The 15,937-nt window shown below is 63.5% G+C and carries 15 protein-coding genes and 1 tRNA gene; all 16 read left to right on the top strand.

Annotated elements, in window-relative coordinates:
- The first annotated feature begins 2 nt into the window (after positions 1 to 2).
- The 16 genes from ACZ5J0_RS05670 to ACZ5J0_RS05745 all read left to right on the top strand — a co-directional run bounded on the left by ACZ5J0_RS05670 (position 3) and on the right by ACZ5J0_RS05745 (position 15,902).
- Positions 3 to 407 (top strand): cytidine deaminase, encoded by a 405-nt coding sequence (locus ACZ5J0_RS05670; protein ID WP_142939910.1) that lies wholly within the window; start codon positions 3 to 5, stop codon positions 405 to 407.
- Complete coding sequence (locus ACZ5J0_RS05675) at positions 404 to 1,714, top strand: thymidine phosphorylase (RefSeq protein WP_464094373.1); 1,311 nt, start codon at positions 404 to 406, stop codon at positions 1,712 to 1,714. Before ACZ5J0_RS05670 ends, ACZ5J0_RS05675 begins: the two co-directional genes overlap by 4 nt.
- Before the next feature lie 89 nt (positions 1,715 to 1,803).
- Positions 1,804 to 2,454 carry a DedA family protein gene (locus ACZ5J0_RS05680; protein ID WP_142939908.1) on the top strand — a complete coding sequence of 217 codons (651 nt, stop codon included), beginning with the start codon at positions 1,804 to 1,806 and terminating at the stop codon, positions 2,452 to 2,454.
- Between the two features lie 192 nt (positions 2,455 to 2,646).
- On the top strand, positions 2,647 to 3,339 hold the full coding sequence (locus tag ACZ5J0_RS05685; RefSeq protein ID WP_142939973.1) for a DedA family protein: 693 nt from the start codon (positions 2,647 to 2,649) through the stop codon (positions 3,337 to 3,339).
- 28 nt (positions 3,340 to 3,367) lie between these two features.
- The gene (locus ACZ5J0_RS05690; protein WP_142939907.1) at positions 3,368 to 4,510 is read left to right on the top strand and encodes an adenosine deaminase; all 1,143 of its coding nucleotides are present in this window, start codon (positions 3,368 to 3,370) and stop codon (positions 4,508 to 4,510) included.
- Entirely contained in the window at positions 4,488 to 5,177 is a 690-nt protein-coding gene (locus tag ACZ5J0_RS05695) for a MazG nucleotide pyrophosphohydrolase domain-containing protein (protein ID WP_464094374.1), read from the top strand. Before ACZ5J0_RS05690 ends, ACZ5J0_RS05695 begins: the two co-directional genes overlap by 23 nt.
- A 116-nt stretch (positions 5,178 to 5,293) precedes the next feature.
- Complete coding sequence (gene eno, locus ACZ5J0_RS05700; protein ID WP_142939905.1) at positions 5,294 to 6,574, top strand: phosphopyruvate hydratase; 1,281 nt, start codon at positions 5,294 to 5,296, stop codon at positions 6,572 to 6,574.
- A gap of 148 nt (positions 6,575 to 6,722) precedes the next feature.
- Positions 6,723 to 7,529, top strand: coding sequence for an FtsB family cell division protein (locus tag ACZ5J0_RS05705; RefSeq protein ID WP_464094375.1), 807 nt, complete (start codon positions 6,723 to 6,725; stop codon positions 7,527 to 7,529).
- A 69-nt stretch (positions 7,530 to 7,598) separates the two neighbouring features.
- Entirely contained in the window at positions 7,599 to 8,282 is a 684-nt protein-coding gene (locus tag ACZ5J0_RS05710; protein WP_223942070.1) for a DUF501 domain-containing protein, read from the top strand.
- Positions 8,279 to 9,244: a Ppx/GppA phosphatase family protein gene (locus ACZ5J0_RS05715; RefSeq protein WP_250821300.1), complete on the top strand. Its 966-nt coding sequence runs from the start codon at positions 8,279 to 8,281 to the stop codon at positions 9,242 to 9,244. The genes ACZ5J0_RS05710 and ACZ5J0_RS05715 overlap by 4 nt, the downstream gene beginning before the upstream one ends.
- Positions 9,241 to 10,647, top strand: a complete 1,407-nt coding sequence (locus tag ACZ5J0_RS05720; RefSeq protein WP_464094376.1) for a S8 family serine peptidase — start codon at positions 9,241 to 9,243, stop codon at positions 10,645 to 10,647. The genes ACZ5J0_RS05715 and ACZ5J0_RS05720 overlap by 4 nt, the downstream gene beginning before the upstream one ends.
- Positions 10,648 to 10,685: 38 nt before the next feature.
- Complete coding sequence (locus ACZ5J0_RS05725) at positions 10,686 to 12,140, top strand: NAD(P)/FAD-dependent oxidoreductase (protein WP_142939900.1); 1,455 nt, start codon at positions 10,686 to 10,688, stop codon at positions 12,138 to 12,140.
- 105 nt (positions 12,141 to 12,245) lie between these two features.
- Positions 12,246 to 13,166: an N-acetyltransferase gene (locus tag ACZ5J0_RS05730; RefSeq protein ID WP_464094377.1), complete on the top strand. Its 921-nt coding sequence runs from the start codon at positions 12,246 to 12,248 to the stop codon at positions 13,164 to 13,166.
- A 21-nt stretch (positions 13,167 to 13,187) separates the two neighbouring features.
- Positions 13,188 to 13,261, top strand: a tRNA-Leu gene (locus ACZ5J0_RS05735).
- 223 nt (positions 13,262 to 13,484) lie between these two features.
- Positions 13,485 to 14,840, top strand: coding sequence for an ABC transporter substrate-binding protein (locus ACZ5J0_RS05740; protein ID WP_142939898.1), 1,356 nt, complete (start codon positions 13,485 to 13,487; stop codon positions 14,838 to 14,840).
- Positions 14,841 to 14,963: 123 nt separating this feature from the next.
- On the top strand, positions 14,964 to 15,902 hold the full coding sequence (locus ACZ5J0_RS05745) for a lipid kinase (protein ID WP_464094378.1): 939 nt from the start codon (positions 14,964 to 14,966) through the stop codon (positions 15,900 to 15,902).
- The last annotated feature ends 35 nt before the right edge of the window (positions 15,903 to 15,937 follow it).

Here is a 15,937-nt window from a genome sequence, read left to right on the forward strand (position 1 = left end):
CGATGCCGGCAAATGATATTGACTGGCAGACGCTGGAGGCGGCAGCCCAGCAGGCCATGAAGAACGCCTACGCGCCCTACTCGAAGTTCCCGGTGGGGGCTGCGGCCCTCACCGAGGATGGCCGGATCGTCAGTGGCTGCAACGTGGAGAACGCCAGCTACGGCCTGACCCTGTGTGCCGAATGCGCACTGGTGGGCCAGCTTCACATGACCGGCGGTGGCAGGATCGCCGCGTTTTATTGCGTGGACGGCCAAGGAAATATCCTCATGCCGTGCGGGCGCTGCCGCCAGTTGCTCTACGAATTCAGGGCACCCGGAATGCAGCTCATGACAACTCAGGGAATCAAATCCATGGACCAGGTGCTGCCTGATGCGTTTGGTCCTGAACATCTGGAGGAAACCACGTGACCAGCACCGAAGCCTTCGACGCCGTCCAGATCATTTCCATCAAGCGCGACAAGGGCACGCTCACTCCCGAGCAGATCGACTGGACCATAGACGCTTACACCCGCGGGGTGATCGCCGAGGAACAGATGGCGGCACTGAACATGGCCATTCTGCTCAACGGCATGGACCGTGCTGAGATTTCCCGCTGGACTTCCGCCATGATCGCCTCGGGCGAGCGGATGGACTTTTCGTCGCTGACAACGCCCGACGGCGGCCGGAAGGCTACCAGCGACAAACACTCCACCGGTGGGGTGGGGGATAAGATCACCCTTCCGCTGGCCCCGCTGGTAGCCGTTTTTGGCGTGGCGGTCCCGCAGCTCTCGGGCCGCGGACTGGGCCACACGGGCGGCACACTGGACAAGCTTGAAGCCATTCCCGGGTGGCGGGCCAACCTGAGCAACGACGAAATCATGGCCCAGCTCCAGGACGTGGGTGCGGTCATTTGCGCCGCAGGCTCCGGGCTCGCTCCGGCGGACAAGAAGCTCTATGCCTTGCGTGATGTCACCGGAACTGTTGAAGCCATCCCGCTCATCGCTTCCTCGATCATGAGCAAGAAGATCGCCGAAGGAACGGGCTCCCTGGTGCTGGACGTCAAGGTGGGTTCGGGAGCGTTCATGAAGGACGAAGCCCGTGCCCGGGAACTTGCCGAGACCATGGTGGCCCTGGGCAAGGACGCAGGTGTGCACACTGTCGCTCTGATGACGGATATGTCCACGCCGTTGGGATTGACCGCGGGAAACGCGATCGAAGTGGAGGAATCGGTGGAGGTCCTTGCCGGCGGGGGTCCGGAAGATGTCGTCGAACTGACCGTCCGCTTGGCCGAGGAGATGCTGGCCGGTGCCGGCATCCACGACGCCGACCCCGCAGCTGCTTTGAAGGACGGCCGTGCCATGGACGTCTGGAACCGGATGATCGAAGCACAAGGGGGAGATCCCCGGGCCGCTCTGCCCGTGGCCAGGGAATCCGAGGTTATTTACGCACCCGCAGACGGTGTCCTGGTGGAACTGGATGCGCTTTCCGTCGGTGTCGCCGCCTGGCGCCTCGGCGCCGGCCGTGCCCGCAAGGAAGACCAGGTGCAGGCCGGCGCGGGAGTGCGGATGCACGCCAAGCCCGGTGCGCTGGTCCGTGCGGGAGGGCCCTTGATGACGCTCCTGACGGACACCCCGGAGAAGTTCGCACGGGCCAAGGAAGCGCTGCAGGACGCCGTGGTGATCGCGCCCGAGGGTTCACGCCCGGCGCATCAGCTCATCATCGACCGCATCGCCTAGGCTTAAGTGTTCCGGGCTGTTCCCCACGGAACAGCCCGGAACACCAGTCATCCGGCGCCTGTGGGGGAGCCGGCTACCGTAAGGAAACCGTGCAGGGCATCAACGATTTCATCCTCGCAGCAGCCGAGCAGCCATGGGTGTTGTTCCTGGTGCTGGCCTGCTGCGTGATCGATGGCTTCTTCCCGCCCATCCCCAGCGAATCCGTGGTGGTGGGCCTGAGCGCCGTCTCCGGAAGCAGCGGCTCGCCCAACGTGTGGCTGCTGGGTTTGATGGCAGCCCTGGGAGCGTTCTCCGGCGACAACATTGCGTATATCATCGGCCGACGCATCGGCATCCAGCGCTGGCGTTGGATGCGCACGCAGCGGATGCAGGGCGCCTTCCGTTGGGCAGGCAAGGAACTTCGACGGCGGTCGGCCTCGCTCATCATGGTGGCCCGCTTTATCCCCATTGGCAGGGTGGCTGTGAACCTGACAGCCGGCGCCACGCATTTCCACCATCGACGCTTCGTGGCCCTCACGGCCATGTCCGCCGTCCTCTGGGCCACGTATTCGGTGATCCTTGGCTACTTCTTTGGTGTCTGGTTCGAGGACAACCATCTGCTGGGCGCCGTCATAGCGATCGTTGTGGCCGTGATCCTGGGAATCATCATTGATCGGATCATCAGTAAAGTCCGGGGATCGGTTCCCTTGGACGGCAAAAACATCCCGGAGGAAGACGCCCCGACTCCACCCACGGTATGACGCTTCAGCACCTCGAAGATCAGCCCGGCGGTTGACGACGGCACCTTATCAGCACCTATAGCGTTAAGCGTGTGATCCCTTGGCTGGGACGTAGCGAACGACGTCCCGGCCGTGGGACACTAGAGCGACTTCGGTCACATCGTCAAGTCATATTCGTCTAGGAGCTACCGTCGCGTGGAGTTTTTGAACCAAATGCTCGAGCATGCAGCCGGGCAGCCCTGGATATACCCGGTACTCCTGGTCTTCTTCTTCATTGACGGATTTGCCACCATCCTTCCCAGCGAAACAGCCATTGTTGGCCTCTCGGCGCTGTCCCTTCACAGCGGAGAACCCAACCTCTGGATTCTGGGAGCCACCGCCCTGGTGGGCGCCATGGCCGGGGACAATATGGCCTACATGCTGGGCCGGAAAATCGGCCTCACCCGCTGGAAGTGGATGCGCAGGCCCAAGGTCCAGAAGATGTTTGCCTGGGCGCAGTACGAGTTGGACAAGCGCGGCGCGGTACTTATCTTCACGGCCCGGTACATCCCTTGGGGTCGCGTAGCTGTGAACTACGTTGCCGGACAAACCGGTTTCCGCCACCGCACTTTCTTCTGGCTGGACGCTTTCGCGTGCATCACCTGGGTTGCGTATTCCATCGGCATTGGCTTGCTGGCGGGTCAATGGGTCCACAACAATCCATTGCTGGGCGTGGGGATCGCCGTCGCGTTTGCCGTGATCCTGGGAATTGTGGTCGATCACGCCCTGCGTTGGTGGCACAAGTACCTTGAGAAGAAGGATGCCGCCCGTGAAGCGGCTGCAGAGGCTGCGGTACCCGCAGCAGAACCGTCGGATTTGTCGCAAAAGGCAGCCGCCGGCGTCGACCTCTCCAAACCCGCTGGCTAAGCATCTGCCGTCCCCCTACAGTTAGTACGTGACTGAGCCTATTCTTGACGCTGCCCCTGCCCTTGATTTCGATTTGAAGTCCCTGCCCAAGGTTTCCCTCCACGATCACCTGGACGGAGGACTTCGCCCGGCCACCATCATCGAGCTGGCCGAAGCCGCCGGCCACACCCTGCCCTCCACCGATCCCGTGGCACTGGGCGAATGGTTCCGTGAATCCGCCGACTCCGGTTCGCTGGTTCGCTACCTCGAAACGTTCGACCACACCGTGGCCGTCATGCAGACCAAGGAAGGCCTGTTCCGGGTCGCCAAGGAGTTCGTGGAAGACCTGGCCGAGGACGGCGTGGTGTACGGCGAAGTCCGCTGGGCACCTGAACAGCACCTGCAGCAGGGCCTGACCTTGGACGAGGTTGTGGAAGCGGTGCAGACCGGCCTCGAGGCAGGCATGGAATCCGCTGAAGAACGCGGCCAGCAGATCCAGGTAGGGCAGCTCATCACTGCCATGCGGCACGCCGACCGCGGTCAGGAAATCGCCGAGCTCGCTGTCCGCCACCGCGCCAACGGCGCCGTCGGCTTCGACATTGCAGGCGCTGAGGACGGCTTCCTGCCCTCCCGCTTCAAGGACGCGTTCACCTACCTGGCAGAGAACAACTTCCCGGCCACAGTCCACGCCGGTGAGGCCGCCGGATTGGACAGCATCCAGTCCGCCCTGGTGGATGGGCGCGCCTTGCGCCTGGGCCACGGTGTGCGGATCGCCGAGGACATCTCGGTGGAGTTCGAGGACAACTCCGACGACGACGGCGAGGACACCATCGGCATGGTGACTATCGGCAGCGTGGCCGCTTGGGTCCGTGACCGCGGAATCGCCTTGGAAATTTGCCCTTCCTCCAACCTCCAGACCGGTGCCATTTCCGGCTTTGGCGAGGGCATTGAAAGCCACCCGGTGGACATGCTCTTCCAGCTGGGCTTCAACGTCACCATCAACACGGACAACCGGCTCATGAGCGGTGTGACCCTAACGGATGAGTTTGAGCTCCTGGTGGAAACTTTCGATTACGACCTCGATGACCTGCTCGAACTGACGCTCAACGCCGCTGAAGCAGCTTTCCTGCCCTTGGACGAGCGCGAAGCCTTGGTTGAGTACATCAACGATGCCTACGCCAATCTCGGCTAACAACCGCCTGGCGGAACTGCTGGGGACCGTTGCCGCCCTGCGTGAGCACTGCCCTTGGATGGGTGCGCTGACCCACGAATCGCTGGTTGAGTACTTGATCGAGGAAGCCTATGAAGTGGTGGACTCGATTGAGGCCGGCGACTCCCTCGACAGGGACCACGAGCTCCGCGGCGAGCTGGGCGATGTGCTGCTTCAAGTAGTACTTCACGCCCGGCTCGCCGAGGAGCGCGGCAGTTTTGACTTCGAGGACGTAGCCCGGGAAATCAACGCCAAGATGGTCCGGCGAAATCAGCACGTCTTCAAAGCCGACGGATCCTTGCAGGACAGTTTTCCGGCCAGCGTGGAGGAAATCATCATCAAGTGGGACGCCGCCAAACGCGCCGAGAAGCCGGAGCGGAAAGATCCCTTCGAAGGCATCCCGCCGCACCTTCCTGCGTTGGCAGCGGCGCAGAAGTCCCTGGACCGGGCGGCCCACGCAGGTCTGCCGGTTGAGACCAGAACCCGCGCGGCCGACGTCGTAGTTCCTGTCATCCCGGACTCGGAAGAGGAGCTTGGCGCGTTGCTGCTTGCAGTTGTCGCCGGCGCCCGGGAGCAAGGGCTCGACGCCGAACGGGCCCTCCGTGCCGCTGTTCGATCGTTTCAGAACACCCAGGCGCGGCCTTCATGACGTGAACAGTTGGAAGCCGTGCCGTAACCTAAGCCACTCTGGACTACGCTAGTAGCGACGAGGACGTTGAGAATTTCCCTCCTCATTCCTGTAATTTGCCCATAAGGAGCACATCCATGGCGCTTATCGATGCCATCCACGCACGCGAGATCCTTGATTCCCGCGGAAACCCGACCGTAGAAGTTGAGGTCCTGCTCTCCGACGGCCAGATCGGCCGCGCAGCAGTTCCTTCCGGTGCCTCCACCGGCGAGCACGAAGCCGTTGAACTCCGCGATGGCGACAAAGGCCGTTACCTCGGCAAGGGTGTCCAGAAGGCTGTTGACGCCGTCATCGACGAGATCTCCCCGGCCCTGATTGGTTTCGACGCCACCGACCAGCGCAGCATCGACCAGGCCATGATCGACCTGGACGGCACCCCCAACAAGGGCAAGCTCGGCGCCAACGCCATCCTGGGTGTCTCCCTGGCCGTTGCCAACGCTGCTGCAGCTTCTGCTGACCTTCCGCTGTACAAGTACCTGGGCGGCCCGAACGCCCACGTGCTGCCCGTTCCGCTGATGAACATCCTCAACGGCGGCTCGCACGCCGACTCCGATGTGGACATCCAGGAATTCATGATCGCCCCGATCGGTGCCGAGACCTTCTCCGAAGGCCTGCGCTGGGGCGTTGAGGTTTACCACAACCTCAAGGCTGTCCTTCAGGAAAAGGGCCTCTCCACCGGCCTCGGCGACGAAGGTGGATTCGCCCCCAACCTGCCGTCCAACCGCGCTGCACTGGACCTGATCACCGAAGCCATCAAGAATGCCGGCTACACCCCGGGCACGGACATCGCCCTTGCGTTGGATGTTGCATCCTCCGAGTTCTACAAGGACGGCGCCTACCAATTCGAAGGCAAGGCACTTTCCGCCACCGAGATGAGCGCCTACTACGCTGAACTCGTTGCCGACTATCCGCTCGTTTCCATCGAAGACCCGCTGGATGAGAACGACTGGGAAGGCTGGAAGACCCTCACCGACACCATCGGTGACAAGGTTCAGCTGGTGGGCGACGACCTCTTCGTCACCAACCCGGTCCGCCTGCAGCAGGGCATCGACGCCGCCACGGCCAACTCCCTGCTGGTCAAGGTCAACCAGATCGGTTCCCTGACCGAAACGCTCGACGCCGTGTCCCTGGCCCAGCGCTCCGGTTACACCACCATCACCTCGCACCGCTCCGGCGAAACCGAGGACACCACCATTGCTGACATCGCGGTTGCCACCAACGCGGGCCAGATCAAGACCGGTGCCCCGGCCCGCTCCGAGCGCGTGGCCAAGTACAACCAGCTGCTGCGCATCGAAGAAGAACTCGACGACGCCGCACGCTACGCCGGCCGCAGCGCGTTCCCGCGTTTCAAGGGCTAGCCTTCAGCGAAAACAGCTAACCGGTGGCTATGGTGGAAAGACCATGGCCGCCGGTTCTGTTTAACTCCGGTTCTGCTTAACGCGGGCCAGGTCAGCAACAGCAAGCGCAGCAACCCGCCAGGCAAGCACCGGGCATTACAGGAGTGTCATGGCCACCCGTCGTCCAAAGGTACCCAGGGCCGACGCCCTTGGCAGCACGCCCAGCCGCAGCCGCACCGCCGGTGGCAGCCAACCTCCCGGTGGTAGCCAACCTTCCGGTGGTAGCCAACCCGCCAGTGGTTCCCGCCCGTCCGGGGAAGGCGCAAGCTCCCACGTCGCCTCCGGCAAGGGATCCCAGGCTGGATCCAAGGGCGCGGAGGTCATCAAGGCCGAGTTTGGCGGCGAGCGTGCACCGTCGCACGCATCGACTCCCGCGGTGGGGAGCAAAGCCCCCGGCGCCGGCAAGAACTCCGCCGGCAGGAAGCCAACGGGGACTACATCCAAAGGTGTGGACACTAAATCTCCGGGCAAGGACCAGGGCTCCGGAAAGTCGGGCCCTGCCAAGGAAGACCGCGACCTCGATCCCGTACCGGCAAAAGCATTCTCCGGCCGGATGCTTGCGCTGGCCGTGGTGATGATTGCCATCACTATCCTGCTGGCCCCCACCGTGAAGATTTTCCTGGAGAAACGTGCCGAAATTTCCGCGCTGGAGGCAGAAATTGCCGGGCGGAAAGCTGAACAAACTGAGCTGAACAAACAGCTATCCCGGTGGCAGGACCCCAACTACGTGAAACAACAGGCCCGGGACCGCATTAACATGGTTATGCCGGGTGAAACAGGTTACTGGGTGTTTGGGGGAGAAGAAGCCGCCGGCACACCGGGTGGCCGCACCGGCTCCGGATCGTCGGCCAACCCGGAGAATCTGCCCTGGGTGGATGCTCTCTGGGAGTCAATCAGACGATCGGCAACTGACTAGACGCGGTGCCCGCCGCCGTCGTGTCCGCATGGGACGTGACAAAAAGGGGCAGGAAGGTTGGCAGCGCAAGTGGAACAGAACACGGCAGCCGTGCCGCATGAATCCCGCCAGCCATCAGCACACGATCTCGAGGTCCTGAGCCGCCAATTGGGCAGGCCGGTCCGGGACGTTGTGGAGATCCCGGCCAGGTGCGTCTGCGGGAACCCCTTGGTGGCGGCTACGGCTCCCAGGCTCAGCAACGGAACACCTTTCCCCACAACGTTCTACCTCACCCACCCCGTCATTACTTCCGCGGTGTCGCGGCTTGAAGCTGGTGGGCTGATGAACGAGATGAATGAGCGCTTGACCGCGGATCAGGAACTGGCCGGTGCCTACCGTGGCGCCCATGATGCTTACCTCCAGGCCCGCAACGAGATCGCCGGCCGCTCCGGCACCGGAGCGGTGCCGGAGATCGACGGCATTTCCGCGGGCGGCATGCCCACCCGCGTGAAATGCCTCCATGTCCTGGTGGGTCACTCGTTGGCTGCCGGACCGGGCGTCAACCCGCTGGGGGACGAGGCACTGGCCTCGATCACCGAGTGGTGGACCAAGGACCGCTGTTATTGCGATGGCGCCTGGGACACAGCCGGCGAGGCTCCTTCGCGGGACTTGAGCCGCCATGGTCCGCAAGGACTGCCGGACATCGTGGGGCGTCCCGCGCCCGTGCGGAAATCCAAGAGCGAATCCCACGGCGAGCAGGAAGGTACTGCATGAGCCGCGTTGCTGCCATTGACTGCGGAACCAACTCCATCCGCCTCCTCATTGCTGATGCTTCTGCGGCATCAGAGAACGCTGCGACGGGTCCCCTGACGGACGTCGTGCGTGAAATGCGGGTGGTCAGGCTGGGCCAAGGCGTCGATGCTACGGGTGAACTGGCCCCTGAGGCCCTGGAACGCACCTTCGCTGCGACACGTGACTACGCGGAACTCATCACGGAGCACGGTGCAGGGCGTATCCGCTTCGCAGCGACGTCCGCCACCCGTGACGCCCGCAACCGGCAGGTCTTTGTGGACGGCATACGGGAGCTCCTGGGCGTTGAGCCGGAGGTCATTTCCGGTGACGAGGAAGCTGCGCTGTCCTTCGCCGGGGCCAGCAGTGTTCTGCCGGCCACGGGGGCGGACCCAATCTTGGTGGTGGACCTCGGTGGCGGCAGCACTGAGTTCGTTCTGGGCGACTCCACTGGCGTCATCGCAGCACGCTCCGTGGACATCGGCTGCGTGCGGCTCACCGAACGTCACCTTCGCAGCGATCCGCCCACCGCTGCGCAAATCGCCGCAGCGGAGGCCGACGTCGATGCCGCGCTTGATCTTGCCGCGCAGACGGTACCGCTGGCCCGCGCCACGGCAGTGGTGGGCGTTGCCGGTTCCATCACCACCATCACCGCGCACGCGCTGGGCCTGGACGAATACCAGCCCAACCGGATCCACGGTGCGTCGCTGGACCTCGAAACCATCACCGATGCGTGCACCAACCTGCTGGAAATGACCCGGGACGAGCGCGCGGCGCTTCCCTACATGCATCCGGGCCGCGTGGACGTTATCGGCGCCGGAGCGTTGGTGTGGCGCCGGATCCTGGACCGCTTGGCGACTGTCAGCCAAGGAGCCATCCAAGCGGCCGTCTCCAGCGAACATGACATCCTGGACGGCATCGCCCTGAGTATCCGGGACAGCCGATGACACAGCGGCACCGGCGCGCCCTGTCAGCTGCGCTTGCCACCATCCTGGCCGGTGCGACGCTGGCGGGTGCGCTGTTGTCGGCTCCGGCGGCCAACGCTGACGCGTGGCGGGACAAGGAGTACTGGCTCAAGGAATCTGGAGTCATCAACGCCTGGCAGGTGTCCAAGGGTGCTGGAGTCAAGGTAGCCATCATCGATAGCGGTGTTGACGGAAGCCACCCGGACCTCAAGGGAGTTGTGGTCGGGGGAACGGACGTCTCCAATGCCGGGGCTCCGAACGGACAAAAAAGCATCGGTGCCAACACCGAGCACGGCACATTGGTAGCCACCATGCTAGCCGGGCGGGGCCACACAACACCCACGCCGCCCCCGTCGCCCTCAGCGTCCGCTTCGGCGTCACCTGCCCCACCGCCTCCGCCGCCAACCACTCCGCCTGCCGGGGGACCGGACGGCATCACCGGGGTTGCGCCCGAAGCGGAGATTCTGGCCATCTCAACCTGGCTGGGTTCACCCAACCCCGGCGGCAAGACAGACCAGGAGCAGATACCGGAGGCCGTCCGCTGGGCCGTGGACAACGGTGCCAAGGTCATCAACATTTCCCTGGGCAGTACCTCGCCGGATTGGCCGCAGAGCTGGGATGCAGCGTTCCTTTACGCGGAGCAGAAGGACGTGGTGATTGTTGCCGCCGCCGGAAACCGCGTTGGAGGCAATATTCAAGTTGGCGCCCCGGCCACCATTCCTGGTGTCCTCACCGTGGCAGGCCTTGATGGCGAGGGCCGCGCCAGCGTTGACTCCTCGTCCCAGGGCATCAGCATTGGAGTGGCTGCCCCGGCCGAAAAGCTGGTGGGCGGCATCCCCGGAGGTTCCTATGCCGAGTGGGCTGGGACGTCCGGAGCGGCCCCCATCGTGTCGGGTGTGGCGGCACTGATCCGTTCCAAGTGGCCGGAAATGAGCGCTACCCAGGTCATCAACAGGATCGTCAGCACTGCCAAGGACGCCGGCGCTCCCGGCAAGGACCCAATTTACGGCTACGGCATCCTTAACGCCGAAGCCGCGTTGAAGAATGACGTACCCGTCACCAGCACTAACCCGCTGGGTTCCATCGGGGACTGGATCCGCGTCCACCGGCGTGGTGTCTTCAGCGAGCCCGAGCCGGCGCCCGTGGCAAGCCCCACCAGCGCCGCCCCCACGCTCGCCGATCCGACTGTTCCCGTAGCGAAGACACCGGCCACCATGGACGACGCCCTACCTGCCGCCGTCGTGCTTGGTTTTGGCGCCCTGTTCATTGCCTTGGTCTCAGGCGCGGCGATCCAGTTGCGAAGGGTCTCAAAGAACCCGCCCGCAGTGCCCGAAGAGGCCGAAACGGGTGCCCTTGCGAAGGTGGATCCACCCACCCGGACGTAGTTAGTGAAGATTTTCACAAAGTGCTGTACTCTGGAATCATGGCAACCACCCCAGAGCTCATTGACCGTCCCCGGGTTCTCGTCGTCGGCGGCGGTTACGTCGGCCTGTACGTAGCACTCAAACTGCAGAAGAAGATCGCGAACGCAGGCGGAATCGTCACCGTCGTTGATCCGCTGCCGTACATGACCTACCAGCCCTTCCTTCCGGAAGTTGCCGGCGGCAACATCGAGGCACGCCACGCCGTCGTCTCCCACCGTCAGCACCTCAAGCAGACTGAGCTCATCCAGGGCCGCGTCACCAGCATCGACCACGCAAACCGCACCGCGGTGATCGCCCCCTCCGATGGCGGCGAAAACTTCGAGATCCCGTACTTCGACGTCGTGATCGCAGCCGGCGCCATCACCCGCACGTTCCCCATCAAGGGCCTCGCGGACAAGGGCATCGGCCTGAAGACCATCGAAGAAGCCGTTGCACTGCGCAACAAGGTGCTGGAGCGTATTGAATCCGCTTCCACCATGACTGACCCCGCAGAACGCGCCAAGGCACTGACCTTCGTAGTTGTCGGTGGCGGTTTTGCCGGCATCGAATGCCTCACCGAAATGGAAGACCTCGCCCGCGCAGCTGTGCGGAACAATCCGCGCATCCGCCAGGAGGAAGTCCGCTTCATCCTGGTCGAAGCCATGGGCCGCATCATGCCCGAGGTCACCGCTTCGCAGGCCGAATGGGTTGTGGAGCACCTCCGCAGCCGCGGCATCGAAGTACTCCTGAACACTTCCCTGGACAGCGCTGAGGGCAACCTCAAGCTGATCAACCTCCCGGACAAGACCTCTGCCGGCGAAGTTGAAGCAGACACCCTGGTGTGGGCTGCCGGTGTGCAGGCCAACCCGATGATCCGTTCCACCGACTTCCCGCTGGAACCGCGTGGCCGCGTTCGCGTCCTCCCGGACCTCCGCATCGCCGGCGATGAAGGCATTGTGGAGAACGCCTGGGCCGCCGGCGACATCGCCGCCGTTCCGGACCTCACGGGCAAGGGCCTGCCGGACGGCACCTGCGTCCCCAACGCCCAGCACGCACTTCGTCAGGCAAAGAAGCTCGCAAAGAACCTCTGGGCTTCCCGCTGGGACAAGCCGCTGCACGACTACAAGCACAAGAACCTCGGTGCCGTAGCCGGATTCGGCGAGTGGAAGGGTGTTGCCAACATCAACCTGCTCGGCCGCATCGGCCTCAAGGGCGGCCTCGCCTGGCTGGCACACCGTGGTTACCACGGCATGGCCATGCCCACGGTGGAGCGCAAGTTCCGTGTGATCTTCGGTTGGATCCTGGCCTTCTTCGCAGGCCGCGACACCACGCAGCTGATGGACCTGGACAACCCGCGCGGTGCCTTCGTGGCTGCGGCTACTCCGGCTCCCAAGCCCGCTGCCGCTCCGGCACCGGTGGAAGCTAAGCCGGTTGCCCAGGAAGTCAAGACTCCGGTAACTGCTGACGCCAAGTAGTACACGCTCGACGGCGGCTGTCCCCTTAAGGGGGTGGCCGCCGTCGGCTTTTAACCGTCTGCGTTTTGAGAAGTGCCGCTGCACGGCTGCCCCTAGACTGTCTTCATGTCCGGTGAAACCGATCTGAAGACCCTCCTGGAATCCCTTCATCCCGTAGCCCGTGACGGCGAGTACGTGTACGCCCTGTGGCCGCACGGCCGGCCATTGGAGGGCGGCATCGAGGCGGCCGTTCGGGAGGCTGAGGGCCTGACTGTTGTCCTTCACCGCGACGAAGCGGACTCGTTGGGCCTTAGCTACGATTTCGTGGCCACCTGGATCACACTGCAGGTCCATTCGGCACTGGAGGCCGTGGGCCTGACCGCAGCGGTCAGCGCGGCGCTGACGCACGCGGGCATCAGCTGCAATGTCCTTGCCGGGTTCCACCACGATCACCTCCTGGTGCCATCGGCGGACGCGGGCAGGGCCATGGATGTGCTGAGGCTTCTGGCACGCGGCGTGGTCCTGCGCTCCGAACAGCCCGAGGACCGGGCCGAGATCCTGGAACTCACTGCGCGGGCCTTTTCCGTCTCACCGGTGACCGGCGAACCTGTTGAAGGTACGCCCATTGAGGTGGGGCTCCTGAGGGAGCTCTTTGAGTGCAGCGAATACATTCCGGAGCTCAGCATCGTAGCTGAGATGGGTGGGGAGATAGTGGGGCACGCCATCAGCACCAGGGGCTGGGTGGACCAGCTGGAGCTCCTTGCACTGGGCCCTATAGGCGTGCTTCCACCGTTCCAGCGGCGTGGAGTGGGTTCTGCGTTGATGCGCGAAACGGCGGCACGCGCCACGGCCCTTGGAGAGCCCGGGATCGCTTTGCTTGGCAGCCCACTGTATTACCCGCGTTTCGGCTATGTTCCGGCTACGTCGTTAGGCGTTGAACCGCCCGAGGCTGCGTGGGGAGACCACTTCCAGTTGTTGGCCCTTCCGGGGTGGCCCGACGACGCCAGCGGCACCTTCCGCTACGCCGCGCCATTCAACAGGCTCTAGCTGAGATACCATGGTCCGGGCGCCCCAGTAGCCCAATTGGCAGAGGCAGCGGACTTAAAATCCGCGTGTTGTGGGTTCGAGTCCCACCTGGGGCACAGCGGCAAGGTGAGAGCTCTTTCTCCCTTCCAGTGCATCGTTCTTCTCCTCAGCGCATTTTCCCAGCCACCTCGGAGATTCCCCACAGGCAACGAGTGTTATAGGGATGTGACCTGAATCACTTATGTTCCGGGGGTAATTGCACTAGTTTGAGTCCTAATCAGGAACACCTGAGTAATCGCATCAAAGGCAGTTCGCACCTTTCGATCGAGGAGACAACGCATGTTTGATCTTTCCCCAGCGGCGCCCCGAGCCGCCAAGCTAACAGCGCTTGGCATTGGGGTCGCTCTCTTGGCCACAGCTTGTGGTGGGTCTTCGACGCCCACCCAGACTGGGTCTTCTTCCGCCGCCGCGGCAGGTATCGCCTGCCCGGCACCGAGCGGCGGGGCGGGAGCCGGCAACAGCCAGGCTGCCACCAACACGGGACCAGTACCTCCCTCGACCACAACGACGGCTACGCCGCTTAAGCTTGGATCGCTCCTGCCGACAACGGGGTCGCTGGCGTTCCTTGGCCCGCCCGAAATTGCCGGCGTCAACCTCGGTATCAAGGAAGTCAACGACGCCGGTGGCGTTCTGGGTGCGCCGGTGGAAGTAACCCACCGCGACTCCGGCGACACCAAGACGGACATCGCCACGCAGTCCACCACGGCCCTGCTGGGCCAAGGTGTGAGCGCAGTGATCGGTGCGGCCTCGTCCGGCGTTTCCAAGACGGTCATCAACCAGATCACCGGCGCCGGCGTCATCCACTTCTCTCCGGCAAACACCTCGCCTGACTTCACCACATGGGATGACAAGGGCCTCTACTGGCGCACCGCACCCTCCGATGTGCTCCAGGGCAAGGTCCTGGGCAACTACATGGCCACCTGTGGCGCCCAGACCGTTGGCATGATCGTTCTCAACGACGCTTACGGAACCGGCCTGCAGAAGAACGTCAAGGAAGCCTTCGAGGCAGCCGGCGGCAAGGTTGTTGCTGAAGAGCTCTTCAACGAGGGCGATTCGCAGTTCAGCAGCCAGGTGGACAAGGTCCTCGCAGCCAAGCCGGATGCAATCGCACTGATTACCTTCGACCAAGCCAAGAGCATCGTCCCGCTGATGACCGGCAAGGGCGTCAAGCCCACGCAGCTGTTCATGGTTGACGGCAACACCTCGGACTACAGCAAGGACTTCCAAGCCGGAACCATGAAGGGCGCACAGGGAACCATCCCCGGTACGTTCGCCAAGGACGACTTCAAGAAGAAGCTCCTCGCAATCGATCCCGCGCTGAAGGATTACAGCTACGCAGGTGAGTCCTACGACGCCGTGAACCTGATCGCGCTGGCCTCTGAGGCAGCCAAGAGCACCAAGGGCACGGACATCGCAGCCAAGCTCAAGGAAGTCTCTGAAGGTGGCGAGAAGTGCACGAACTTCCCGTCCTGTGTCACCTTGCTCCGCGAGGGCAAGGATATTGACTACGACGGACAGTCCGGTCCGGTAACCTTCTCCGATGCCGGTGACCCCACCGAGGCATACATCGGTATCTACGAATACCAGGACGACAACACCTACAAGCCGGTCCGCGAAGAGTTCGGCAAGCTCTAAGCTGAACGCCAACTAGGCCGCTTTTAGCGACGGGCCCCCTTCCTCACCAGGAAGGGGGCCCGTTGTGCGTCTCCCCAAGCTTCAATAAAGCTTTCACACAGGCGGTGGACCTACCATGTCCACATGAAGCTAACCCGGGAAGCCCGCTCCATCGCGGTGGTCATCAATACCGGTTCACGCAAAGGCTCTGCTGCCCGGGAGCTGGTGGTCCGGAGCCTGGACGCGGCAGGGCTTCCGGTTTCGGCCATGTATACGGTGGACGAGGCCGGGGACCTCAACCGGACTTTGGAACGGGCGGTCACTGGAGGGAATGACCTTGTGGTGGTGGGGGGAGGAGACGGAACGGTTGCTTCCGCCGCAGGACTGGTGGCGGGTACGGACGTGGCGTTGGGTGTGCTTCCACTGGGTACCGCCAATGACCTTGCCCGGACGCTGGAGATCCCCAAGGACCTTGGCGAGGCCTGCAAAGCCCTCGCCGAGGGAAAAATAGTGGACATAGACCTCGGCCGGGCTAATGGGCAGCCCTTCCTCAACGTGGCTTCAGCCGGCCTGTCCGTAGCCGTTACCCAAGCCCTCAGTCCGCGTCTCAAGCGGCTCATTGGACCCATGGCCTACGGAGTGGCTACGGTGCGCTCCTACGCCAAGCACAAGCCATTCCACGCCCGTTTGGAGTTCCCGGAAGGGGACCATCAGCCTGTGGAGCTGGAGAACCTGTTACAGGTGGCCGTGGGGAACGGACGCTACTACGGCGGCGGCAATGCAGTTTCTCCCACCGCAGGGATTGATGACCACACCCTGGACATCTACGCAATCCTGATGGCTCCGCTGCGCGAGCAAGCAAAAATCGCTCGCTCGCTCAAGAACGGCAAATTTGTGGAGAACGAGCGAGTGCACCATGTCACCAGCCGGAGTGTCAGGCTGGTGACCACCCCGCCACTGCCGGTGAACCTCGACGGCGAGATCACCACCGGGACACCCACCGACTTCACTGTTCAACGCAACGCGGTGCATGTGGTGGTGCCGAAGGACAGCACCAGCGCCACATTTGAGGGACGCCCCTGAGCTTTCCTGAACGTCCCTGGACGCGCCGAAGGCCC

It is taken from the genome of Arthrobacter sp. DualSoilB13, assembly GCF_055389195.1.

Excerpts from the sequence above, each read along its gene's own strand:
- ACZ5J0_RS05725 (WP_142939900.1), top strand. The coding sequence starts at position 10,686 with ATGGCAACCACCCCAGAGCTCATTGACCGTCCCCGGGTTCTCGTCGTC.
- ACZ5J0_RS05695 (WP_464094374.1), top strand. The coding sequence starts at position 4,488 with ATGCCTACGCCAATCTCGGCTAACAACCGCCTGGCGGAACTGCTGGGG.
- ACZ5J0_RS05730 (WP_464094377.1), top strand. The coding sequence starts at position 12,246 with ATGTCCGGTGAAACCGATCTGAAGACCCTCCTGGAATCCCTTCATCCC.
- eno (WP_142939905.1), top strand. The coding sequence starts at position 5,294 with ATGGCGCTTATCGATGCCATCCACGCACGCGAGATCCTTGATTCCCGC.
- ACZ5J0_RS05670 (WP_142939910.1), top strand. The coding sequence starts at position 3 with ATGCCGGCAAATGATATTGACTGGCAGACGCTGGAGGCGGCAGCCCAG.
- ACZ5J0_RS05705 (WP_464094375.1), top strand. The coding sequence starts at position 6,723 with ATGGCCACCCGTCGTCCAAAGGTACCCAGGGCCGACGCCCTTGGCAGC.
- ACZ5J0_RS05720 (WP_464094376.1), top strand. The coding sequence starts at position 9,241 with ATGACACAGCGGCACCGGCGCGCCCTGTCAGCTGCGCTTGCCACCATC.
- ACZ5J0_RS05740 (WP_142939898.1), top strand. The coding sequence starts at position 13,485 with ATGTTTGATCTTTCCCCAGCGGCGCCCCGAGCCGCCAAGCTAACAGCG.
- ACZ5J0_RS05685 (WP_142939973.1), top strand. The coding sequence starts at position 2,647 with ATGCTCGAGCATGCAGCCGGGCAGCCCTGGATATACCCGGTACTCCTG.
- ACZ5J0_RS05745 (WP_464094378.1), top strand. The coding sequence starts at position 14,964 with ATGAAGCTAACCCGGGAAGCCCGCTCCATCGCGGTGGTCATCAATACC.
- ACZ5J0_RS05715 (WP_250821300.1), top strand. The coding sequence starts at position 8,279 with ATGAGCCGCGTTGCTGCCATTGACTGCGGAACCAACTCCATCCGCCTC.